Here is a 22169-nt window from a genome sequence, read left to right as displayed (position 1 = left end):
GTCATCGGCTCCGCACGGCGGTGCTGCTGCCCAACCAGGCGTCGCTGGCATCGTCGGTGGACAGGCGATGCAAGCGCACGCCGCGTGCCTGCAACAGCGATGTCAGTTGTTCGAGCGGCGCCACGAATTCGGCCTGCCACCGCGCGCGTCCGGCCTGCGTGGACAGATCGATCGCAATGCGCTCGCCACGCACATCGAAGGTGAGCGCGCTTGCAGGCGGCGACAGCTCCAACGGATCGACCAACACGATCACCACCACCTCGTGATGCAACGCCAGGCCCGACCAACGCGTGGCGGAAATCCGGCAGGCACTGCGTGCATCGGCCAGCACGGTCAGCCGCGCGCCCGGGCGCAGCAGTCGTGCGGCATGATCCAGTGCGACATCCAGACCGGCATCGCCGGACGGCGGCTGCGCGTACCAGCGCGCCAACGCATCCAGCACCGGCAGCACGCCGCGTTGACCGGAGCGCGGGGCGATCGGCGCTTCGCTGGCGGTGCCACGCAAGGCGGCGATCCGGTCGCCTTGCCGCTGCGCCAACCACGCGGCCACCGCGCCGGCACGTGCGGCCTGCACCGATTTGTAGCGCACCCGCGTACCGAAGAAGAGCGCAGGCGAGGTATCGGCCACGATCAGACTCAGGCGTTCGCGCTCGGCCTGAAACAGCTTGGTGTGGGCACGCCCGGTGCGCGCGGTGACGCGCCAGTCGATATGCCGCGCATCGTCGCCAGCCACGTACTCACGCGACTCGGCGTACTCCATCCCGCGTCCACGTGTCGCCGCCGGCACCGGCCCCACCACCCCATGCCGACCACGACCCGGCTGCCCGCGGTGGATGGCGCTGCCACGCAGCGCGATCAACTCCGCAAGCGTGGGGCGCAGTCCATCACCGGCGATCGACGACGGAGCGATGGCAGGGGACGAAGACGGCATCGAAGACATCGGATTCTGGTCAGAGGGCGGCATACCTCGGCGACACGCTACCCGATCAGGGCAGCGGAATCTTTTCCAGCAAGGCGGCGACCAGACGTTCGCCATCCCAGCCTTCGGCGGTGGCTTCGTAGCTGGGCAATACGCGATGACGCAGCACATCCGGCGCGATCGCACGGATATCGTCCGGCGTCACATAGTCGCGTCCGGCCAGCCAGGCACGCGCACGTGCGCAGCGCTCCAGCGCAATGGAACCACGCGGGCTCGCACCCCACGCAATCCGACGCGCCAGCGCCGGGTCATAGCGCTGGGCGTCGCGCGAGGCCAGCACGATCTCGATCAGATAGCGTTCCAGCTGCGGCGCCAGGTGCACATCCAGCACCACGCGTCTCGCAGCGAACACGTCTTCCAGCGGAATCTTCTCGGGCACGGTCTCGTGCTTTTCCAAGGTGTCGCGCGCAGCTTCGCGTGCCAGGCGCAGGATCTCCGCCTCGGCGTCGGCGTGCGGATAACCGATGCGCACATGCATCAGGAAGCGATCCAGCTGCGCCTCGGGTAACGGGAACGTGCCCTCCTGCTCGATCGGGTTCTGTGTCGCCATCACCAGGAACAGCTGCGGCAATGCATAGGTATGCCGGCCGACAGTGACCTGCCGCTCGCCCATGGCTTCCAGCAGCGCCGACTGCACCTTGGCCGGCGCACGGTTGATCTCGTCGGCCAGCAGGATCGGGTGGAAGATCGGCCCCGGCATGAACTCGAACCGGCTGTCCTGCGGTCGCCAGATCTCGGTACCGGTCAAATCGGAAGGCAACAGATCAGGGGTGAACTGCACCCGCGCGAAATCGGCTTCCAGCCGCGAGGCCAGCGCGCGGATCGCGGTGGTCTTGGCCAGCCCGGGCGCGCCCTCCACCAGCAGGTGACCGTCGGCCAGCAAGGCGATCAGCAAGCGCTCGACCAGCGCCGACTGCCCGACGATGCGCTGCGCCAGCGACTCGCGCAGTGAGGTGAATTGACGATGCAACCGGTCCTCGGCGGGCGCGGCAGCGGCTTCTGGGGGTAAAAGCGGCGGTGCGTTCATAGACCCAGTGTGACCGATTCGGGGGCGAATGGTTCACTGCGGACCAGGAATGACGTTCATTGAGCGGCCAGGGTCATGCTGCCTGCCCACGGATATGCGGCGCACCTGCATCGCGGAAAGACACCATGGCATTGATCGCCCCGTTCTAACGGTCAGGTAAGCCTCCCAACTTGGGACGGACGTATTTGCACTGCGCCTAGGATTCGAGTGCATCGCCTAAAAGAAGAAGGCCGCTTTCGCGGCCTCCTACATTCAGCACATTTACCGCGCTGCGTTTGCGACCCGCAATACCTTGGGGGTCACAAAGACCAGCAGCTCGGCCTTTTCCTTGCTGCGCCCACGCTTCTTGAACAGGTTGCCCAGGAACGGGATGTCACCCAGGAACGGCACCTTCGACACACTCTCACGATCAGTGAATTCGTACACACCGCCGATCACCACCGTCTCGCCATCGGCCACCAATACTGCTGTATTGACTTCCCGACGGTTGATTTCCGGCACGGTGCCGTATTGCGGCAAGGTAATGAAGCGTGCCACTTCGTCCTTTTTGACATTCATATTGAGGAAAACGCGGTTATCGTTGGTGATCGTCGGCGTCACCTTGAGTTCGAGCAGGACCTCCTTGAACTGCACATTGGCCTGCGACCCGCCACCTGCAGCGCCCGCGCCACTGATGGTCACATAGCCGATTTCGCGGCCCTGTTTGATCACACCTTCACGCTGATTGGCGGTCACGATGCGCGGATTGGAAACGACTTCGCCGCGCCCTTCTTCCTGCATTGCCGACAGCTCGATATCCAGGTTGAAGTTGGAGCCCAGCAGGGTATAGGCGAGCCCAGCCGCACCACTGTTGGTGAAGCCGCCAGCCCCAAGATCAAGATTCAGTCCCGATGGGAACAAATGCGCCGGCAACGTGTTGCTGGTTCCAGGCGAAGTGTCGGTCCGAGTGTTATTAAGCTCATTCTGTCGCTGTGCCGAGGTGTTCAAATAATTGACGTTGCTTTCCAGCGAGCCACTGAGGATTCCGCGCCCAGTTGCGCCGGTAACACCAAACCGCGCCCCCAGGTCACGTGCGAACGTATCGGTCGCAATCACAATCCGGCTCTCGATCAGCACCTGATCGACAGGACGATCGATGTGCGAGATCAGCTCGCGCATCTGCGCGACCTTCTTCGGGATATCGCTGATCATCAGGGTATTGGTGCGTTCATCGGCAACCAATCGGCCGCGAGGCGACAGAAAACCGTTGTCCTGCTGCCCGGCGCCACCGCCGCCCTGGCCGCCGCCTTGACCACCACCACCGCCGATTCCCTTCGCCTCGGTCAACGCTTTGAAGATCACTGCTGCATTGTGGTAATTGATCTGCACGTAATCGGTAATCAAGTCCTCGCGGTTCTCGATCGCGATGCGGGCGTCTTCCTTGTCCTGCTCGAACTTGGCCAGCTCCGGCTGCGGGGCGACCCACACCACGCCGCCGTCGCGGCGCTTGTCCAGGCCCTTGGCGCGCAGCACGATGTCCAGTGCCTGGTCCCACGGCACGTTCATCAGGCGCAGCGTGACATTGCCCTGCACGGTGTCGGACGCGACGATGTTGAGATTCGATTCCTCGGCGATCAGCTGCAGCACCGTGCGCACCGGCACGTCCTGGAAGTTGAACGTCACCGGGCGACCGCTGTAACCGCGTGCAGCGATCTGCGCTGCGGCCTGGGTGACCGCCGTGGCGCTCACGCCACCGACCGCCGGCTGGCCCTTGCGCGGAGTGATCTCGACCACGTATTCGTTGCCGGTCTGATAGGCCAGCGAGTCGAACGCGCCCTTGGTCGACAGCACCAGCTGCGAACCGGAACCGGACGGCTTGACCTCGACCCGCTGCACCGGCGTCGCGAAATCGGTGACATTGAGCGGGCGCTGCAACTCGGCGGGCAACTTGGCGTTGCTGATGTCCACCACCACGTTGTCGCCCTGCGTGCGCAGGTCCGGGCTGGCGCCCTGACCGTCGAATTGCAGGATCAGGCGGCCCGCACCATCTTCACCGCGCTTGAAGTCGATCTTGGACACCGCCAGGCTTGCCGGAGCGGCCTTGGCTGAGGTCTGCGCAGGCTGAGCGAGCGCTGCCGCCGCGAACGAACTGCCGCTGGCCAGTGCCAGCGCCAATCCCAACCCGCAGGCATGGAGCAGCGCGTGGCGTCGAACCGGACGCAGCCGCCGGGCATTGGAAAACGTCATCGTGCTATCCCCTATCACTTTATTGATCATCCAATGCGAGCGCGGCCGGCCGTTCAAGCCATCCACCCGCACCGTCCGGCACAAGTTCAATCAGTTCGATGCGGTCTTCGTAGACCCCGGTCACCCGGCCATCGCTCTGTCCCAGATACACGCCCGGCCGCACCCGGTAGGTCACCTTGTCCGGCGCCATCACCAGAGCGATCAAGCCCGACCCACCGCCAATGGTCCCCACCATGTCGAGGGCGTCGAGCGGAAAGGCTTCCAACGGTTCCTTGCGCCGGTTCGGATCCGGACGCGTGCCGTTACCACCTTCCGCACTGACCCAGGCATCGCTGAACGGGTCGCGCATCGACTGCGCTGCGTATTCGAACGTCTCGAACTGCTGCATCACCGGCAATGGCTCCAATGGCGGCGCCGGGCGCGCACGCACCTCGGCGACCCAGGCTTGCAGATTGGGCGCATCGCCCGGTGTGCTGGTCACGCCGCGGCTACACGCCGGCAATACTGCAATTAGCGCCACACAGGACAGGATCTTGAGCAGTTTCATGGTCATTGGCCGCCCTTCTTCGCAGCGTCGGCCGCAGCCTTCTCCTGCTCGGCCATTTCCTCATCGTCCAGATACCGATAGGTCTTGACCGTGCCGGACAGTTCCAGCGCCCCGCGCGGCGTAATGCCGGCCTTGGCGTCCTTCGGCTTGAGGTTGATGTCGTGCATGGTCAGGATCACCACGCGCGGCAGCGAGGCCACGCCGCTGACGAAGGCGCCAAACTGGTGGTAGCTGCCCACCATGCGCAAGGCGATCGGCTTTTCGGCATAGAACTCTTTCGGCGATTCCGGGCCCGGCTGAAACAGCTCGTTGGACAGGCCGCTGGACAGCGCGGTCTGCGAGATGTCGATGATCAGGTCCGGCATTTCGGTCTTGCTGGGCAGCTGACGCAGCATCTGCTGCAGCACCTGTTCCATCTGCGCGAGCTGCTGCTTGAGCGGCTCCAGGTTCACCGCACGCCCCTGCTGCGTCTCGAATTCGGTACGCAGCTGGGATTCGGTACCTTCCAGCCCTTCCAGTTCATCGCGCTTGCTGCTGATCAACAGGAACCAGGCCAGCACCAGGATGAACAGCCCGACGACCACGCAGAACACGATGCGCGCCTGCTGCGGCCAACCACCGATATTGTTGAAATCCAGATCGCTGAGCCTGAATGATTTCTTACTCATGACGCCGCCCCCTCCTGCGGCCGATTGGCAGGCGCAGGCGCGGGCTGCACGGGTGCAGGCGCGGCGGCCGGTGGTGTGGCGGACGCAGGTGCAGCGGCAGGTGCCGCCGCTGGCGTGGACGCAGGTGCCGTCCCGGCTGGCGTCGGCGTCGCGCCCGGCGCTTGCGCGTCGACCGCAGCCGGCGTGGCGCCGTCCTTGTCAGTCTCGTTCGGATTGGCCAGCTTGACCTTGAGCGTGAACACGTACGGCAACGCCTTGGTATCCATCGACGAGGCAGGCTGCCCGGCCTTGTCCTGGCTCTTGGCCTCGATGATCGACAGATCAGGATTGGTCATCCAGCCCGAGCCTTCCAGGTTGCGCATGTAGGCACTGACGCGCGCGTTGGATTGCGAGCGGCCTTCCAGGGTCAGGATGTCGCCGTCCTGCTTGATGTTGGTCAGCGCCACGCCATCGGGGATGGTGCGCACCAGCGAATCGAACAGGTGCACCATCTGCGAGCGGTTGGCCTGCAGTTCCTCGATCACTTTCTTGCGGGCGAGCAGGCGGTCCTTCTTCTTGTCGAGTTCCTTGATCTCTTCGTTCTGCGCCTTGACCTTGTCGATCTCGGTGGTCAGGAACGCATTGCGCTCGGTCTGGCCGCTGATCTGCGCGTCGTAGTAGAACCAGATCAACGCCGACAGCAGCACGCCGCCCAACGCGGCGAAGCCCAGCATCGAATAGAACTCACGCTCGCGCGCCTTCCGGCGCTCGGCGCGCCAGGGCAATAGATTGATTCTTGCCATCAGTCAAAGCTCCTCAGGGCCAGGCCGGTGGCAATCATCAATGCAGGCGCATCCAGCGCCAGCGCGTGGGCCTGAACCTTCGGGCCGAGCGTCATCTGCGCAAGCGGGTTGGCGACCACGGTGGTCACACCCAGTTGCTCTTCCACCATCTCCGGCAGGCGCGACAGCGCGGCGCAACCGCCGGCCAGCACGATGCAGTCGACGCGATTGAATTCGCTGCCCGCATAGAAGAACTGCAGCAAACGGCTGATCTGCTGCACCGTCGCCTCCTTGAACGGCTCCAGCACTTCGACCTCGTAGCTCTCCGGCAAGCCGCCCTGACGCTTGGCCAGGCCGGCCTCTTCGTAGGTCAGGCCATAGCGGCGCATCACTTCGTCGGTCAGCTGCTTGCCGCCGAACACTTGTTCGCGGCTGTACAGGCTACGACCGGAGCGCAGCACGCTCAGCGTGGTCATGGTGGCACCGATATCCACCAGCGCGACCACCGCATCGGCGGCCACCGGCAGTTCGCTGGCAACCAGGGCAAAGGCGTTTTCGACCGCGAAGGCCTCCACGTCCATCACCTTGGCGGTCAGGCCACCGAGTTCCAGCGCCGACTGGCGCAGTTCCACATTCTCCGAGCGCGAGGCCGCCAGCAGCACCTGAACCATGTCCGGGCTGTTGGGCATCGGGCCGATCACCTCGAAATCGAGATTCACTTCCTCGATCGGGTACGGAATGTAGTTGGTGGCTTCCAGTTCGACCTGGGCTTCCAGATCGCTGTCGTCCAGATCGGCCGGCATCGGGATCAGCTTGGTGATCACAGCGGACCCGGCCACCGCAGCTGCCGCGTTCTTGGCCTTGCTGCCGGATCGATTGATGGCGCGACGAATGGCTTCGCCCACCGCCTCGACCTCGACGATGTTCTTTTCCACGACCGCATTCGGCGGCAATGGTTCCACCGCGTAATGTTCCACGCGAAAACGATTCCCGCTGCGCGACAGCTGCAAGAGCTTGACCGCAGTGGAACTGATATCGACACCGATAAGTGGCGATTGACTCTTGGGTAGAAGCCCCACGGAAACTCCCCTGCCGATGGGCACTTGGACGCTTGTCTGCGCCCTCGTATTAATAATCAAATTTTAACAGTTGACAAGCACTTCACGCGCAAGGCAACAACCCCGCGACGTGCCCCCTGCTGTCTTCTGCGATCCCCAGAGTTCGGCCCCAGCCAAACTCGGCGTCATCTATACTCTGTGACCAAGCAATCCGCAATCGGAATCTCTCTTACATGCCCCGTATTCGCCGTTGGCTGGGCTGGATCCTGGCCACGCTCGTCGTGCTCGCACTGCTTGGCGCCATTGCCGCCGGCGGACTGTACTACGCCATCTCCTCCAAGCTGCCGGATGTGCAGTCGCTCAAGCAGGTCGAACTGCAGGAGCCGATGTACGTCTATTCCAGCGATGGCCGCCTGATGGCGGTCTATGGCGAGACCCGGCGCTATCCGATCCAGATGAAGGACGTGCCGCTGCGCCTCAAGCAGGCCTTCCTGGCCACCGAGGATGCGCGCTTCTACCAGCATGGGGGCGTGGACTACAAGGGCATCGCCCGCGCGGTCTGGCTACTGGCCACCACCGACGCCAAGCGCGTGCCGGGCGGCTCGACGATCACCCAGCAGGTGGCGCGCCAATTCTTCCTCAGCTCCGAGTACAGCTACACCCGCAAGCTGGCGGAGATCCTGCTGGCCCGCAAGATCGAAAGCGAACTGAGCAAGGACGAAATCTTCGAGCTGTATCTCAACAAGAGCTTCTTCGGCAACCGTGCCTATGGCGTGGGTGCTGCAGCCGAGTACTACTACGGCAAGAAGATGAATGAGCTCAGCCTGGACGAGATGGCCTCGCTGGCCGGCATCCCCAAGTTCCCGTCCAGCGGCAACCCGATCAGCAACCCCGAACGTGCGCAGGAACGTCGCGACTATTACGTGCTGCAACGCATGGCCGACCTGGGCTTCGTCAGCCAGGCCGAAGCCGATGCCGCCAAGGCGGTGCCGATGCACGCCAAGCCGCACGAGCCGCCGGTCGAGGTGTATGCCCCGTACGTAGCCGAGCTGGTACGCCAGGAAATGATCGCCAAATACGGCGGCGATGTGCTCAACAAGGGCTACCACGTCACCACCACCATCGATGCGACCCTGCAGACCGGCGCCGACGCGGCAATCGCCGAAGGCCTGCGTCTGTACGATCACCGACATGGTTGGCACGGCGTGGAGCAGCACTTCGACGTGGCCGCCGATGCCGATGCGCCGACGCTGGCCAAGCATTTGTCCGGTGCGTTCACCCAGGGCGGGCTGCAGGCGGTGATCGTGGCGCGCGTCAATGCCGATGGCGGTGTCACCGTCGTGCAACGCGACAAGACCGAGTTGACCTTGCCGGCAAGCGCCAGCCGCTGGACCAACAAGACCCCGGCCAAGCTGCTGACGCGTGGCGACGTCACCCGCATCCGCGCCGGCGAGAAGGAAGGCGAGTGGATCATCGACCAGCTGCCGCGCGGCCAGGCCGCCTTGGTGTCGCTGGATGCCAATAGCGGCGCCCTGCGCGCGCTGGTCGGCGGCTTCAGCTTCGCCGGCAACAAGTTCAACCGCGCCACCCAGGCACGCCGCCAGCCGGGCTCGAGCTTCAAGCCGTTCGTCTATGCGGCGGCATTCGAGAAGGGCTTCAACCCCGCCTCGATCGTACTGGATGCGCCGGTGGTGTTCCGCGACCGCCGCGGCAAGACCTGGTCGCCACAAAACGACGGCGGCGGCTTCCGCGGCCCGATGCGCTTGCGCGAAGCGTTGGTGCAATCGCGCAACCTGGTGTCGGTGCGCCTGTTGGACGCGATCACCGTCGATTTCGCACGCAAATACATCAGCCAGTTCGGCTTCCAGGAAGCAGAGCTGCCGCCCAACCTGTCGATGTCGCTGGGCACCGCGTCGCTGACGCCGTTGTCGGTGGCCCGGGGCTATGCAGTGTTCGCCAATGGCGGCTCACGCGTGGACACCTGGATCGTCGACGAGGTCAAGGACCGCGACGGCAACCTCATCTTCAAGGAAGTGCCGGCCGTGGCCTGCCGCACGTGCGCAATGCAGGGCGGCACCGCCGCACCGGTCAGCCAGGTGGTGGACGGCTTCAACTTCGGCGCGCCTGAGCTGCCCAAGTCGATCGAACCGGCCGCAGCGACGCCGGCCACGCCGACAGAGACCGCCCCGGTCGCCACTGCCGAAACCAAGATCGCACCACGCGCCATCGACGCACGTACCGCGTACCAGCTGGTCTCGATGATGCGCGACGTGGTCCAGCGCGGCACCGGCACTGCCGCCAAGGTGCTCGGACGCGAGGACGTCGGCGGCAAGACCGGCTCGACCAACGATCACCGCGACGCCTGGTTCTCCGGTTTCGGCGGCCCCTACGCCACCACCGTGTGGGTCGGCCGGGACGATTTCCGTTCGCTGGGCTACCGCGAGTACGGCGGCAAGGCCGCACTACCGATCTGGATCGACTACATGCGCGTGGCGCTCAAGGACAAGGCGATCGCCGCCAACGATCCGCCTGAGGGCATGACCCAGGCCACGATCAACGGCGCGGTGGAGTGGGTGAAGAACGAAGATCTCGACCGTCTGCAGGACTACGACTACGGCCTGCAGGAACAGCAGGACGAGAAGGCATTCGATATTTTCTGAGGGCCGGGAATCGGAAATCGGGATTGGGGAATCGGAACGGCGCGCGCCTGACGATTCCCCGAGCCCACGTAGCGACCTCGACGGTATAACGCTACGCATCTGCGCGGCGCCATGGCACCGATTGCGTCATTCGGACATCGCGTCCATCCGGTGTGGGGCGTTCGCCACGCCGTCATGCGGCTGTTGTAGAGTCGGACCAGGTTGCTTAGGGGAGCCCGGTCATGCATCACGCGCGCGAACACGCCGATACCCGAACCCGAGAACGTCGCCACCGCCTGGCGCATGAAGCCGCCCGCCTGATGGCCGAAGGCGGCATCCGCGATTTTCATCAGGCCAAGCTCAAGGCGGCAAGCCGCCTGGGCATCCACGACGATGCATCGCTGCCGCGCAATCGCGAGATCGAAGATGCCTTGCGCGAGCACCAACGCCTGTTCGCTGGACCTGCGCACGGGCTGCGACTGCGCCAACGCCGCGAAGCCGCCTTGCGCGCACTGGAGTTTCTCGGCCCGTTCCAGCCGCGACTGACCGGCCCGGTGCTCGATGGCACCGCCGACGCCAATGCGCCGGTACAGTTGCAGCTGCACAGCGACGATGCCGATGCGGTGCAGCGGTTTCTGGATGAGCACCGCATCCCCGCCGAACTGCGCACGCGCCGGTTGCGACTGGATCGTGAGCGTACTGCCGAATTCCCGGTGTGGCTGTTCAGCGCCGAGGAACTGACCTTCGACCTGACCGTGCTGCCGTACGACGCCCTGCGCCAGGCGCCGCTCTCTCCGCTGGACGAAAAACCGATGCAGCGCGCCTCGGCCGCCCAGGTGCGCCAGCTGTTGGCAGACGACGACGGGGGCGACGCCCTGCCACGCGCGCGCTGATCGTCGCGCGCCGTCAGCGAGTCACAACGCACGCCGTAACCCGTAAAAGCAAACGCCCCGCAGTGCGGGGCGTTGGTTCAAACGGACAACCGCCAGCGCTTAGCGCTGGCCGGCATCCTTGTACTCACGCTTGTCGTAGCCGGTGTAGATCTGGCGCGGACGGCCGATCTTCATTTCCGGGTCGACCTGCTGCTCCAGCCAATGCGACACCCAGCCGGCGGTGCGTGCGATGGCGAACATCACGGTGAACATTTCCACCGGGATATTCAGCGCCTTGTAGATCAGGCCGGAGTAGAAGTCGACGTTCGGGTACAGCTTGCGCTGTACGAAGTAATCGTCCTTCAGCGCGGCTTCTTCCAGCTTCAGCGCCACTTCCAGCAACGGATCGTTGACGCCCAGCTCGCCCAGCACCTTGTGGGTCATCTCGCGGATGATCTTGGCGCGCGGGTCGAAGTTCTTGTAGACGCGGTGACCGAAGCCCATCAGACGGAACGAGGAGTTCTTGTCCTTGGCCTTGGCCACGGCGGACTCGACGTTGTCTGCGGTGCCGATCTCTTCCAGCATCTTCAGCACCGCTTCGTTGGCGCCGCCGTGTGCCGGGCCCCACAGCGCGGTGATACCGGCGGCGACCGAGGCGTACGGATTGGCACCGGTCGAACCGACCAGACGCACGGTCGAGGTCGAGGCATTCTGCTCGTGGTCGGCGTGCAGGATGAACAGCAGATCCAGCGCCTTGGCGACCACCGGATTGATCTCCAGCGGCTCGCTCGGCACTTCGAACATCATGTGCAGGAAGCGGTCGACGTAGTTGAGGTTGTTGCGCGGATAGCGGATCGGCCAGCCGATCGAATAGCGGTACGCCGCAGCAGCCAGGGTCGGCACCTTGGCGATCAGACGGATGGCGGCCTGACGGCGCTGTTCCGGATCGTTGAGGTCCAGGGTGTCGTGATAGAACGCCGACAGCGACGCGACCGAACCGGCCAGCATGGCCATCGGGTGGGCGTCGTGACGGAAGCCACCGAGGAAGTTCTTCAGCGACTCGTGCATCATCGTGTGATGCGTGACTTCGTGGTCGAACTTCTGAAATTCGTCCGCCGTCGGCAGCTCGCCGTTCATCAGCAGGTACGACACTTCGAGGAAGCTGGACTTCTCGGCCAACTGTTCGATCGGGTAGCCGCGATACAGCAACACGCCGTTGTCGCCATTGATGTAGGTGATGGCCGACTTGCAGCTGGCGGTGGCGGTGAAGCCCGAGTCGTAGGTGAACAGACCGGTTTCTTTGGTCAGCTTTGAAATATCGACGCAATCATTGCCAAGCGTGGGCTTGAGTACCGGCAGAACGACCGACTTGTCGCCGGCGTTGAGCGTGACCTGATCAAGATCGGACACTATGTACGCTCCTTCAGTGGAAGGCGCCTGTCACCAAATGGGCAGGCACGTGATGGAAGTCCAGGGCATCGCCCCGGATCACGTCATTATCGCACAGCAACATTTTGGCCGTCGCTTGGACAGAAGTCGTAGACGCACCCGTCCAGGGCGCGAAAACGAAGCTATCACCGCACAAAAAACAACGGCCGCGCAATGCGCGGCCGTTGCCGGTACAGCCCGTCCTGCAAGTTCAGCGCGCGTAGCGCTTCTGGAACTTGTCGATACGGCCGCCGGTGTCGATCACCTTGTGCTTGCCGGTATAGAACGGGTGCGATGCCGAGGAAATATCCACCTTGATCAGAGGATAGTCCTGGCCGTCTTCCCACTTCACGGTCTCTTTCGAGCTCATGGTGGAACGGGTCAGAATCTTGAAATCGGACGTCACGTCGTGGAAGACGACGTCGTTGTAGCTGGGATGAACGTTATCTTTCATGGACTTGGCGCCGGGCTGCCTGGATAAGCCGGTCATTATAGCGGCCACTCTTTGCCCGGTGCAACCCAGGCCCTAACCCGCTGCCAACGCCGCCCCGACCAGGCCATAGAACTGCTGGCAGTCGTACTCCAGCAGCAGATTGGCGTTGTCGGACCCGCCGCCTTGGCGATTCCAGTCCACCAGGGTCATGCCGCGGGTGTGGGTGCCGGTCAGCTCGATGTGGACCGGCCGCCGCTCCAGCCGCTGCGCGCCTTCCGGGTGCAGCGCGAACGCCATCGCCAGCGCATCGGCGGCATACCAATGCTCGCCACGGCTGTCTTCGGACCACAGGCGGGTCTTGCGCGAGATTTCTTCATAGAAGCGCGCACGCGCCGAGTCGGCCGCCAGCCATTGCTCGACATCGCGATGCAACAGACCGTGCGCGATGGTGGCTTCCCAGTCGGCGACGTCGAACTGCGGAAAACCGCGGAACACGATATGCGCCGCTTCCGGGTCGAAGCCGATATTGAATTCGGCCGCCGCGGTGATGTTGCCGTGCCCGGTCAGCGCCCCGCCCATCACCACCAGCCGCGCCACGCGCTGCGGCAGGGTCGGGTCCAGCGTGAGCGCCAGCGCCAGATTGGTCAGCGGACCGAGCGCGACCAGCAGCAGCGTGCCGGCGTGCGCGTGCGACAGGCGCAGGATGGCCAGCGCGGCATGCTCGGCCTCGGCAGTGCGTTTGGCCGGCGCCAGGCCGACATCGCCAAAGCCATCGATGCCATGCACATGCGCCGCGTCCACCGAGGGATGCAGCAGCGGCTGCGGGCAGCCCGCGTACACCGGCACATCGTCACGCCCGGCAATCTCGCAGACCTTCAGGGCGTTGCGCACGGTGTGCTCCAGGCCCACGTTGCCGGCCGCGATGGTCAGGCCAACGACCTCATGCCGGGCGTCGTTGAAGGCCATCAGCAATGCCAGCGCGTCGTCCACGCCCGGGTCGGTGTCGATCAGCAGCGGTATCTTTTTGGTCATGGGATTGGGCATTGGTCATTCGAGATTCGTTGCCGCATCTTCGCAAGGATCGGCGTGTCAGGCGAATCACCCGGACGCCCAGGACACAGCAGCCTCCTCGCTTTTCCGATTTCCGATTCCCGATTCCCGGCCGCTCACGCGGCGGCGTAACGCACCGCGCTGCCGATCCAGCGTGCGACCACACGGTCTGCAATGTCCGGCGCCTCGTCCAGCAAGCGTTCGGCAAGGACCTGCACGCGCGGCAGCAGGCCGGCGTCGCGGGCCAGATCGGCGATGCGGAAACTCGCCAGGCCGGTCTGCCGGGTGCCCAGCAATTCGCCCGGGCCGCGCAGCTCCAGATCCTTTTCGGCGATCACGAAGCCGTCGTTGGTCTGACGCATGGTTTCCAGGCGCTGGCGCGCCATCATCGACAACGGCGCCTGATACAGCAGCACGCAACTGGACGCGGCCGCGCCGCGCCCGACCCGGCCGCGCAACTGGTGCAACTGCGCCAGACCCAGGCGCTCGGCATTTTCGATGATCATCAGCGAGGCATTGGGCACGTCCACGCCGACCTCGATCACCGTGGTGGCGACCAGCAGATCGGTGTTTCCCTGCTTGAAATCCAGCATGGCCTTCTGTTTTTCGGCCGGTTTCATGCGCCCGTGCACCAGCGCCACGCGCACGCCGGGCAATTGCGCGGACAAGGCTTCGAAGGTGACCTGCGCCGCCTGCGCTTCGATCTTTGGCGGGCCACTGGGCACACCCTTGCCGGGCTCTTCGCTTTCTTCGATCAAGGTGCACACCCAGTACGCCTGCCGCCCTTCGGCGCAGGCGGCGCGGATGCGCTCGACCAGGTCCGGCCGCCGTTCGGCACTGAGCACGATGGTCTGCACCGGCGTGCGCCCGGGCGGGAGCTCGTCGATGGCCGAGACATCCAGATCCGCATAGGTGGACATGGCCAAGGTGCGCGGGATCGGCGTGGCGGTCATCACCAACTGATGCGGCACGCTGCCGGCAGCCGCGCCCTTGTCGCGCAAGGCCAGGCGTTGATGCACGCCGAAGCGGTGCTGCTCGTCGATGATGGCCAACGCCAGATCGTGGAAGACCACCGCCTCCTGCATCAAGGCATGCGTGCCGACCACCACCTGCGCCTGGCCGGAGGCCACCTCGGCCATTGCCGCGGCGCGCGCCTTGCCGGTGACCTTGCCGGCCAGCCAGACGATGCGCACGCCCAGCGGTTCAAGCCAGCCGCGCAGATTGGTGAGGTGTTGTTCGGCCAGCAATTCGGTCGGTGCGGCCAGCGCGACCTGCTTGCCCTGCTCCACCGCCAGCATCGCCGCCAAGGCGGCGACCACGGTCTTGCCGCTGCCGACATCGCCCTGCACCAGCCGCAGCATCGGCGATGGCTTGGCCAGGTCCCGGGCAATCTGCTCGAACACGCGCTGCTGCGCACCGGTGAGCTGGAACGGCAATGCCGCACGCAATTGCTGCACCAGGTTCCCATTACCGGGCAGCCTGGGCGCTTGAAAGCGCTGCAAGGCGATGCGTTGGCGACGCAGGCTGAGCTGATGCGCCAGCAGCTCTTCGAGCGCCAGGCGCTGCTGGGCCGGATGACCGCCTGCCAGCAGCTGCTGCGGATCGGTGTTCACCGGCGGGCGATGCATGGTCAGCAACGCGGCGCGCAACGACGGCAGCTGCTCGTCCTGCAGCCAGTGCGGCGGCAGCAGTTCCAGCGCCGCCTCCGCTGGCAGCCGTTCCAGCGCCTGGCCGATGAGTTTGCGCAGCGTGGCCGGGCCGACCCCTTCCAGCACCGGATAGACCGGATCCAGGCTGTCGCCCAGCCCGGCATCCTCGCCCGGTGCGAGTACGCGGTAACTGGGATGCACGATTTCCCAGCCGTTCTGTCCCGGCTTGGGCGTGCCGAAGACACGCAGCCGCGCGCCCGGTGAAAATTGCGCCACCTGCGCGGCGCGGAAATGGAAGAAGCGCAGCACCACGGTGCCGTGCGAATCGTCCGACACCGCCACCCGCAACATCGGCCGGTAACGGAAGCCGCGTTCCACCGCATCGACGCGGCCTTCGATCTGCGCCGGCACACCGGCCTGCAGCTGCGCGATCGTGGTCAGCCGCGTGCGGTCTTCGTAGCGCAACGGCAGATGCAGCCACAGATCCTGCAGGGTCAAAATGCCGCGCGCAGCGAACTTGTCGGCCACTTTCGGGCCGACGCCGGGCAGGCTGGCAAGCGAGGCCTGGCCTGCGACGGCCAGGCTTGGCGTGACGGTAGGTGCGCGCGGCACGGCAGAGCGTTCGGATCAGCCGACCTGACTCAGTCGAGCACCATCACCGCATCGACTTCGAAGCCTGCGCCCTTGGGCAGGCCGGAGACCTCGATGGTCGAACGCGCGGGGAACGGGGCCTGGAAATACTCCTGCATCACCGCATTGACCGCGGCGAACTGGCTGAGATCGGTCAGGTACAGGCCCAGCCGCACGATCTTGTCGAGCGAGCCGCCGGCGGCTTCGGCAACCGCCTTGAGGTTATCGAAGCAGCGGCGTGCCTGCACACCGATATCGCCGGGCACGATCTCGCCGGTGGCCGGATCCAGCGGGATCTGCCCGGAGAAATACACCGTGTTGCCGGCACGCACGGCCTGCGAGTACGGGCCAATGGCGGCAGGCGCCTGGTCGGTATGGATGATCTGGGACATGGCAACTCCGTCAACGCTGAAAACGAACGCGCATTGTATCGGCGCCCGCCCTGCCCGAGCCAATGCGACGGCGCGGCGCATGCGTCGGGTTCCAGGCAGCGAAGGCCGGAAGCTGGCTCAGGTGATCGGTGCCGGATTGAACAAGGCCAGATCGTTGTGCAACCGATGCCGCTCGGTCCAGGTGCGCTGCCCGCTTGCCACGTCCAGATACCGCTGGAACAGTTCCCAGCCGAGTTGCTCCAGCGTCTTGGTGCCGGTGGCGACGACGCCGGCATCGATGTCCATCAGGTCGGACCAGCGCTGCGCCAGCTCGGTACGCGTGGCGACCTTGATCACCGGCACCATGCCCAGGCCGTACGGCGTTCCGCGTCCGGTGGTGAAGACATGCAGATTCATGCCCGCCGCTACCTGCAAGGTGCCGCAGACAAAGTCGCTGGCAGGCGTGGCGCAGTACTGCAGCCCGCGCCCCTTGAGCCGTTCGCCCGGCGACACCACGCCGTTGATCGGCGAGGAGCCCGACTTGGCGATCGACCCCATCGCCTTTTCGACGATGTTGGCCAGGCCGCCTTTCTTGTTGCCGGGCGTGGTGTTGGCACTGCGGTCGGCCTGCCCGCGCGCAAGATAGGCGTCGTACCAGGCCATCTCGCGCACCAGCGCCTTGGCCACCTCGGCATCGGCTGCGCGCGGCACCAGCAGATGGATGCCGTCGCGCACCTCGGTGTTCTCCGAGAACATCACCGTGGCACCGGCACGCACCAGCAGATCGGCCGCAATCCCCAGGCCGGGGTTGGCGGTCACGCCGGAGAACGCATCGCTGCCACCACATTGCATGCCCACCACCAATTCGCTGGCGGGGACGGTTTGGCGGCGGCGCGTGTCCAGATGGCGCAGCCGTTCTTCGGCCATCGCCATGATCGAGTCGACCATGTCGGCAAAGCCCAAGGAGGCCTCCTGCAGGCGATAGATAGCGCTGTCGTCGGCGCTGGCATCGTCGGCCAGCAGGCGCTCGGGCGCCAGCTTCTCGCAGCCCAGCCCGACGATCAGCGCCTGGCCGCCGAAATTGGGACTGCGCGCGATGTTGCGCAGCGTGCGGATCGGGATGATCGCTTCGGGCGCAGTGATGGCCACGCCGCAGCCATAGACGTGATTGACCGCGACCACATCGTCGACATTGGGATACTTGGGCAGCAACTCGGCGCGGATGCGTGCGACCGCATGCCCGAGCACGCCGACCACGCATTGCACGCTGGTCATGATGCCGAGGATGTTGCGCGTGCCGACGCTGCCGTCGCGGTTGCGGAAACCCTCGAAGGTGTAGCCCTGCAGTGGCTCGGGAGCTGGCGCCGGCTGCAGCGACAGATCCAGCGTGGCCAGCTCGGGGGCCTCCGGCATGTCCAGCAGTTGCTCGCTCACCCACGCACCGCGCGCGATGTCGGCATTGGCGGTGCCGATGACCGCGCCCAGGCGGACCACCGGCGCCCCCCTGGGCACGTCTTCCAGGGCTATCTTGTGGCCCTGCGGCACGTGCTCGATGGCGGTCGGCCCATCTGGAAAGGCGGCTCCGGCCGGCGCGCCGCCGTCGTTGACGACGATGGCGACATTGTCGTGCGCATGCGCGCGGATACTGAGCCAGCGAGCGGGTTGCTGGGTTGCGGACATCGTGGGCTACCTTGCGAAACGTGTGGGGAAGGCACTATCGGTTGGGGCTGTCGAACTGACGCCGATACTGCAGAATCAGGCGGTTTTCATCGACATTGCGCTGGTAATTGGAGCGGAAGGTCCCGTTGAACCAGATGATGCTCAGATGCTTGAAGCGCTCGCCCTGGAACTGATAGGTGGTCAACACATCGCGCGCCCACTCGCGGCCTTCGCCGGCGTAGGTCGCCGGCCGTGCATTGTCGCCGCTGATGTAGCGCGCCATGACGCTGAGGCCGGGAATGCCGATGCCGTCGCCATCGATGTTGTAGCGCAGTTGCCAGCTGCGCTCGCCACGTTCGAGGAAGTCGTTGATGAAGGTCCAGTTGAAGACATTGCCATCGGTGCCGCCCGGCCATGGCATGGCGCTGGGCCCGGACAGTGCTTGATATCCCGCACCGAATTCGTGGGCGCCGCTGCGCCAGGACACCATCGTGCTGAACATGCGGTTGTCGATCGGGCCCGCGCGCGACTGGCCGATATCGTCGGTGCGGAAGTAGCGCAGATCCACGCGAAGACGATCCTTGCCGAACATGTGGGTCTGGATCAGGTTGTAGAGCTGCTGACGATAGACGTCTTCCATCAGCCCACCCTGATAGCGCAGTTGGGTGCCCGGAGCGAGCGTGTAAGTCGCCGAGAGCAGATTGAAGGCGTCCGAATCCGGCGTCCCGCTGAAGCGTCGATTCTTGTTGGTCAGGGTGATCGGCACGCGCGAATCGCCATCGCGGTACCAGGCGCTGGTGAAGCGCGCGAGCAGCAGATCGAGCTTGGGCACGTCCTTGGATTCCAGCGTCACGCCTTGAAACGTCTCCGGCATGATGCGGGTGATGCTGGCGCGTACCAGCGGCTCGTTGGGAATGAAGCTGCCCCACCTCAATTCGGTTTGCGAGGCGCGCAGTTTGAGCGTGGGCGCCACCCGCATCAGCGCGTGTTGCGCTGTGCCATCGTCGTTGTTGGGCAGCAGGCCGGTGCCGCCTTCGGCGCGCACGCCATCGAGCTTGAAATCGCCGATGCCGAGCAGATCCAGCCCGGCGCCGACAGGGCCACGGGTGTATCCGCTTTTGGCATCGACGACGAAACCCTGCGCCCATTCGGCGCGTTTGCCCTGTCCGTCGCCACTGCGAAAATCACGGTTGTAATAGAAATTGAGCGCGGTGAGCTCGGCGCTTGCGCCATTCCAGAACCCGTCTTCCGGCGCTTGCGCACGTGCACGCCCGGCAGCGCCGACCGCCAGCAGCGCAGCGCTACCGAGTGCCATCATGTTCTTCATTGATCCGTTCTCCGGCTGTGGTGACCTTGCGTGTGGCGCGCCGTAGACGACGGCAGCGCTAGCGCACCAGGCACGGCCGCTTGTTGTCGAAGCTCCAGTTCGGAATCAGCGCCTGCATCGCCGCCGCGTCGTCGCGCGCCCCGAGGCCCAGTCCCTGATAGGTGCGATGCGCCGCTTCCAGCGCATCCATATCGAGTTCGACACCCAGTCCGGGCTTCGCCGGCACCTGGATCTGGCCACCGGCGATCTGCAACGGGGTGTGGGTCAGGCGTTGGCCGTCCTGCCAGATCCAGTGCGTGTCGATCGCGGTCACCCGCCCCGGCGCTGCGGCGGCGACATGGGTGAACATCGCCAGCGAGATGTCGAAATGGTTATTGGAATGCGAGCCCCAGGTCAGGCCCCAGTCGCGGCACAGTTGCGCCACCCGCACCGAGCCTTGCAGGGTCCAGAAGTGCGGGTCGGCCAGCGGGATATCCACCGACTGCAGCTGGATGGCGTGGCCCATCTGCCGCCAGTCGGTGGCGATCATGTTGGTGGCCGTGGGCAGGCCGGTGGCGCGGCGGAATTCGGCCATCACCTCACGCCCTGAATAGCCATCCTGCGCGCCGCACGGATCCTCGGCATAGGCCATCACGCCGTGCATGTCACGACACAGCGCGATGGCCTGCTCAAGCGACCAGGCGCCATTGGGATCGAGGGTGATGCGCGCCTGCGGAAAACGCGCATGCAACGCATGGATCGCGGCAATCTCATCCTCGCCGCGCAACACGCCGCCCTTGAGCTTGAAATCGCGAAAACCGTATTTCTCGTACGCCGCTTCGGCCAGGCGCACCACCGACTCGGGCGTCAATGCTTCCTGGTCGCGTAGCGCTTCCCACGCATCGTTGGCATTGCTGCCGTCACGATAATCCAGCACTGTCTTGCGACGATCGCCGATGAAAAACAGATAGCCCAGCACATCCACCGCATCGCGCTGCTGGCCTTCGCCGAGCAGTGCGGCAACCGGTTGATCCAGAAACTGTCCAAGCAGATCGAGCAATGCCGCTTCGATGGCGGTCACCGCATGGATGGTGATGCGCAGATCGAAGGTCTGCAGGCCGCGCCCGGCGCTGTCGCGGTCGGCGAACGCCGTGCGTACCTGGTTGAGGATGCGCTGGTAATCGGCGATGGAGCGGCCATGAATGAGCGCAGCGGCATCGCGCAGCAGCCCGGCGATGGCATCGCCGCCAGGCACCTCGCCTACGCCGGTGCGCCCGGACGAATCGCGCAGGACGAGCACGTTGCGGGTGAAGTACGGCGCATGCGCGCCACTGAGATTGAGCAGCATGCTGTCCTGGCCGGCGACCGGTACGACGCGCACGTCGGTGATGCGCGGCGTGGTACCGATGCCGTCAGGTGAGCGATGGATAGTCATCACGATTCTCCGAAGATGGTCAAAGCGGTGCGGGGACGGGCGTGGATGGGCCGCCCGGCGGGGCCTTCAATTCCACGCGCTTGATTTCGCCGACGACCACCAGATAGGACAGCACCGCCAGCAAGGCATTGAGCCCCACGAACACCAGCGCCCACTTGAAGGTGCCGGTGGTGGAGACGATGTAGCCGATCACGATCGGCGTGGTGATGCCGGCGATGTTGCCGAAGGTATTGAACAGGCCACCGGACAGACCGGCGATTTCCTTGGGCGAGGTGTCGGCGACCACCGCCCAGCCGAGAGCACCGATGCCCTTGCCGAAGAACGCCAGCGCCATCAGACCGACCACCATCCATTCGGCCTGCACGTAGTTGCAGCCGATCATCGTCACCGACATCAACATGCCGACCACGATGGGCGTCTTGCGCGAGACGGTCAGCGAATAGCCACGCCGCACCATGCGGTCGGAGATATAGCCGCCCAGCACGCCACCGGCGAAGCCGCACACCGCTGGCAACGAGGCGACGAAACCTGCTTCCAGGATCGACATGCCGCGCTCCTTGACCAGATACACCGGAAACCAGGTCAGGAAGAAATACGTCAGCGTAGTGATGCAGTACTGGCCGATGTACACGCCCAGCAACATGCGATTGCACAACAACTGCTTGGCGTAATGCCATTGCGTGCCCTTGGGCTGGCTACCGGACCTGTTGCCCTGCTCCATGTCCACCAGCGCGCCGTTGCGCCGGATGTAGTCCAGTTCCTGCGCCGACAACCTGGGGTGTTCGCGCGGCGCGAAGATCGTCTTTTTCCACAGTGCGGCCAGCAATACGCCCACCGCACCCATCACCAGAAACACGTGTTCCCACCCCCAGGCATGCACCAGCCAGCCCATCAGCGGCGCAAACGCCACCGTGGCGAAATACTGCGCGGAGTTGAAGATCGATGCGGCCAGGCCGCGCTCGGCGGTGGGAAACCACGCCGCCACGATGCGGCTATTGCCAGGGAACGACGGCGCTTCGGCAATGCCGACCAGAAAGCGCAGCACGAACAAGGTGGTGACCGCCCAGGTCACCGGCACCCAGCCGATAAAGCCCTGCAGCGCGGTGAACAACGACCAGATCAGCAGCGACAGGCCGTAGACGCGCCGCGAGCCGAAGCGATCGAGCAACCAGCCGCCGGGAATCTGCCCGGCCACGTAGGCCCAGCCGAACGCGGAAAAGATGAAACCCATCTGCAGCGCGTCGATGCCCAGTGCGTCCTGGACGGCCGAACCGGCGATGGACAGGGTGGCGCGATCGGCATAGTTGATCGTGGTCACCACGAACAGCATCAGCAGAATCAGATAACGCCTGCGTGGAACCGTCGTTGAATCGACTGTCGTTGCACCGACAGTCTTTGTGTCGATAGCCATCATCGTTCCTCACCTATGAC

General features: G+C 64.9%; 18 protein-coding genes. 2 read left to right on the top strand and 16 right to left on the bottom strand.

Annotation, left to right across the window (positions count from 1 at the left end; all coding sequences use genetic code 11):
* Position 1: 1 nt before the first annotated feature.
* The 7 genes from GGR61_RS03810 to GGR61_RS03780 all read right to left on the bottom strand — a co-directional run bounded on the left by GGR61_RS03810 (position 2) and on the right by GGR61_RS03780 (position 7287).
* On the bottom strand, positions 2 to 964 hold the full coding sequence (locus tag GGR61_RS03810) for a DUF58 domain-containing protein (RefSeq protein ID WP_184620476.1): 963 nt from the start codon (positions 962 to 964) through the stop codon (positions 2 to 4).
* 22 nt (positions 965 to 986) lie between these two features.
* A complete protein-coding gene (locus GGR61_RS03805) occupies positions 987 to 2006 on the bottom strand; it encodes a MoxR family ATPase (RefSeq protein ID WP_184407543.1) in 1020 nt (339 codons plus the stop codon).
* Positions 2007 to 2267: 261 nt separating this feature from the next.
* Positions 2268 to 4232, bottom strand: a complete 1965-nt coding sequence (locus GGR61_RS03800; protein WP_184620475.1) for a type IV pilus secretin PilQ family protein — start codon at positions 4230 to 4232, stop codon at positions 2268 to 2270.
* A 19-nt stretch (positions 4233 to 4251) separates the two neighbouring features.
* On the bottom strand, positions 4252 to 4785 hold the full coding sequence (locus tag GGR61_RS03795) for a pilus assembly protein PilP (protein ID WP_184407545.1): 534 nt from the start codon (positions 4783 to 4785) through the stop codon (positions 4252 to 4254).
* Complete coding sequence (locus GGR61_RS03790) at positions 4782 to 5447, bottom strand: type 4a pilus biogenesis protein PilO (RefSeq protein WP_184620474.1); 666 nt, start codon at positions 5445 to 5447, stop codon at positions 4782 to 4784. Before GGR61_RS03790 ends, GGR61_RS03795 begins: the two co-directional genes overlap by 4 nt.
* Positions 5444 to 6229, bottom strand: coding sequence for a PilN domain-containing protein (locus GGR61_RS03785; RefSeq protein WP_184620473.1), 786 nt, complete (start codon positions 6227 to 6229; stop codon positions 5444 to 5446). The genes GGR61_RS03790 and GGR61_RS03785 overlap by 4 nt, the downstream gene beginning before the upstream one ends.
* Positions 6229 to 7287 (bottom strand): pilus assembly protein PilM, encoded by a 1059-nt coding sequence (locus tag GGR61_RS03780; RefSeq protein ID WP_343205398.1) that lies wholly within the window; start codon positions 7285 to 7287, stop codon positions 6229 to 6231. Before GGR61_RS03780 ends, GGR61_RS03785 begins: the two co-directional genes overlap by 1 nt.
* A 212-nt stretch (positions 7288 to 7499) precedes the next feature.
* On the opposite strand from GGR61_RS03780, the gene GGR61_RS03775 reads away from it, so the two are divergent.
* Positions 7500 to 9926 carry a penicillin-binding protein 1A gene (locus tag GGR61_RS03775; RefSeq protein WP_184620472.1) on the top strand — a complete coding sequence of 809 codons (2427 nt, stop codon included), beginning with the start codon at positions 7500 to 7502 and terminating at the stop codon, positions 9924 to 9926.
* A 221-nt stretch (positions 9927 to 10147) separates the two neighbouring features.
* Positions 10148 to 10798 (top strand): hypothetical protein, encoded by a 651-nt coding sequence (locus tag GGR61_RS03770; RefSeq protein WP_184407550.1) that lies wholly within the window; start codon positions 10148 to 10150, stop codon positions 10796 to 10798.
* A gap of 99 nt (positions 10799 to 10897) precedes the next feature.
* Here the strand turns inward: GGR61_RS03770 and GGR61_RS03765 are convergent, their stop codons facing one another.
* The 9 genes from GGR61_RS03765 to GGR61_RS03725 form a co-directional block, all read right to left on the bottom strand.
* A complete protein-coding gene (locus GGR61_RS03765) occupies positions 10898 to 12187 on the bottom strand; it encodes a citrate synthase (protein ID WP_184620471.1) in 1290 nt (429 codons plus the stop codon).
* Between the two features lie 229 nt (positions 12188 to 12416).
* Complete coding sequence (locus tag GGR61_RS03760) at positions 12417 to 12659, bottom strand: type B 50S ribosomal protein L31 (protein ID WP_043889669.1); 243 nt, start codon at positions 12657 to 12659, stop codon at positions 12417 to 12419.
* 72 nt (positions 12660 to 12731) lie between these two features.
* Complete coding sequence (locus GGR61_RS03755; RefSeq protein WP_184620470.1) at positions 12732 to 13670, bottom strand: nucleoside hydrolase; 939 nt, start codon at positions 13668 to 13670, stop codon at positions 12732 to 12734.
* A 134-nt stretch (positions 13671 to 13804) separates the two neighbouring features.
* Complete coding sequence (recG, locus tag GGR61_RS03750; RefSeq protein WP_184620469.1) at positions 13805 to 15949, bottom strand: ATP-dependent DNA helicase RecG; 2145 nt, start codon at positions 15947 to 15949, stop codon at positions 13805 to 13807.
* A gap of 29 nt (positions 15950 to 15978) precedes the next feature.
* Complete coding sequence (locus GGR61_RS03745; RefSeq protein WP_184620468.1) at positions 15979 to 16359, bottom strand: RidA family protein; 381 nt, start codon at positions 16357 to 16359, stop codon at positions 15979 to 15981.
* Between the two features lie 117 nt (positions 16360 to 16476).
* Positions 16477 to 18018, bottom strand: coding sequence for a galactarate dehydratase (gene garD, locus GGR61_RS03740; RefSeq protein ID WP_184620467.1), 1542 nt, complete (start codon positions 18016 to 18018; stop codon positions 16477 to 16479).
* A gap of 34 nt (positions 18019 to 18052) precedes the next feature.
* Positions 18053 to 19324, bottom strand: coding sequence for an OprD family porin (locus GGR61_RS03735; protein WP_184620466.1), 1272 nt, complete (start codon positions 19322 to 19324; stop codon positions 18053 to 18055).
* A 58-nt stretch (positions 19325 to 19382) separates the two neighbouring features.
* Complete coding sequence (gene gudD / locus GGR61_RS03730) at positions 19383 to 20738, bottom strand: glucarate dehydratase (protein WP_184620465.1); 1356 nt, start codon at positions 20736 to 20738, stop codon at positions 19383 to 19385.
* Between the two features lie 19 nt (positions 20739 to 20757).
* Positions 20758 to 22152: an MFS transporter gene (locus GGR61_RS03725; RefSeq protein ID WP_221229105.1), complete on the bottom strand. Its 1395-nt coding sequence runs from the start codon at positions 22150 to 22152 to the stop codon at positions 20758 to 20760.
* Positions 22153 to 22169: the final 17 nt, after the last annotated feature.

The sequence above is a fragment of the Xanthomonas sp. 3058 genome (assembly GCF_014199765.1).
In the GTDB taxonomy this organism is placed as follows: Bacteria; Pseudomonadota; Gammaproteobacteria; order Xanthomonadales; family Xanthomonadaceae; genus Xanthomonas; species Xanthomonas campestris_B.
The sequence above is the reverse complement of the archived record's forward strand: the minus strand, read 5'-3'. Positions and strand labels throughout refer to the sequence as shown.

Bases quoted from the DNA above. Each gene is read 5' to 3' on its own strand.
- garD (WP_184620467.1), bottom strand. From the start codon at position 18,018: ATGTCCGCAACCCAGCAACCCGCTCGCTGGCTCAGTATCCGCGCGCAT.
- GGR61_RS03770 (WP_184407550.1), top strand. From the start codon at position 10,148: ATGCATCACGCGCGCGAACACGCCGATACCCGAACCCGAGAACGTCGC.
- GGR61_RS03755 (WP_184620470.1), bottom strand. From the start codon at position 13,670: ATGACCAAAAAGATACCGCTGCTGATCGACACCGACCCGGGCGTGGAC.
- gudD (WP_184620465.1), bottom strand. From the start codon at position 20,738: ATGACTATCCATCGCTCACCTGACGGCATCGGTACCACGCCGCGCATC.
- GGR61_RS03805 (WP_184407543.1), bottom strand. From the start codon at position 2,006: ATGAACGCACCGCCGCTTTTACCCCCAGAAGCCGCTGCCGCGCCCGCC.
- GGR61_RS03735 (WP_184620466.1), bottom strand. From the start codon at position 19,324: ATGAAGAACATGATGGCACTCGGTAGCGCTGCGCTGCTGGCGGTCGGC.
- GGR61_RS03800 (WP_184620475.1), bottom strand. From the start codon at position 4,232: ATGACGTTTTCCAATGCCCGGCGGCTGCGTCCGGTTCGACGCCACGCG.
- GGR61_RS03795 (WP_184407545.1), bottom strand. From the start codon at position 4,785: ATGACCATGAAACTGCTCAAGATCCTGTCCTGTGTGGCGCTAATTGCA.
- GGR61_RS03785 (WP_184620473.1), bottom strand. From the start codon at position 6,229: ATGGCAAGAATCAATCTATTGCCCTGGCGCGCCGAGCGCCGGAAGGCG.
- GGR61_RS03760 (WP_043889669.1), bottom strand. From the start codon at position 12,659: ATGAAAGATAACGTTCATCCCAGCTACAACGACGTCGTCTTCCACGAC.
- GGR61_RS03810 (WP_184620476.1), bottom strand. From the start codon at position 964: ATGCCGCCCTCTGACCAGAATCCGATGTCTTCGATGCCGTCTTCGTCC.
- GGR61_RS03775 (WP_184620472.1), top strand. From the start codon at position 7,500: ATGCCCCGTATTCGCCGTTGGCTGGGCTGGATCCTGGCCACGCTCGTC.
- GGR61_RS03725 (WP_221229105.1), bottom strand. From the start codon at position 22,152: ATGATGGCTATCGACACAAAGACTGTCGGTGCAACGACAGTCGATTCA.
- GGR61_RS03790 (WP_184620474.1), bottom strand. From the start codon at position 5,447: ATGAGTAAGAAATCATTCAGGCTCAGCGATCTGGATTTCAACAATATC.
- GGR61_RS03745 (WP_184620468.1), bottom strand. From the start codon at position 16,359: ATGTCCCAGATCATCCATACCGACCAGGCGCCTGCCGCCATTGGCCCG.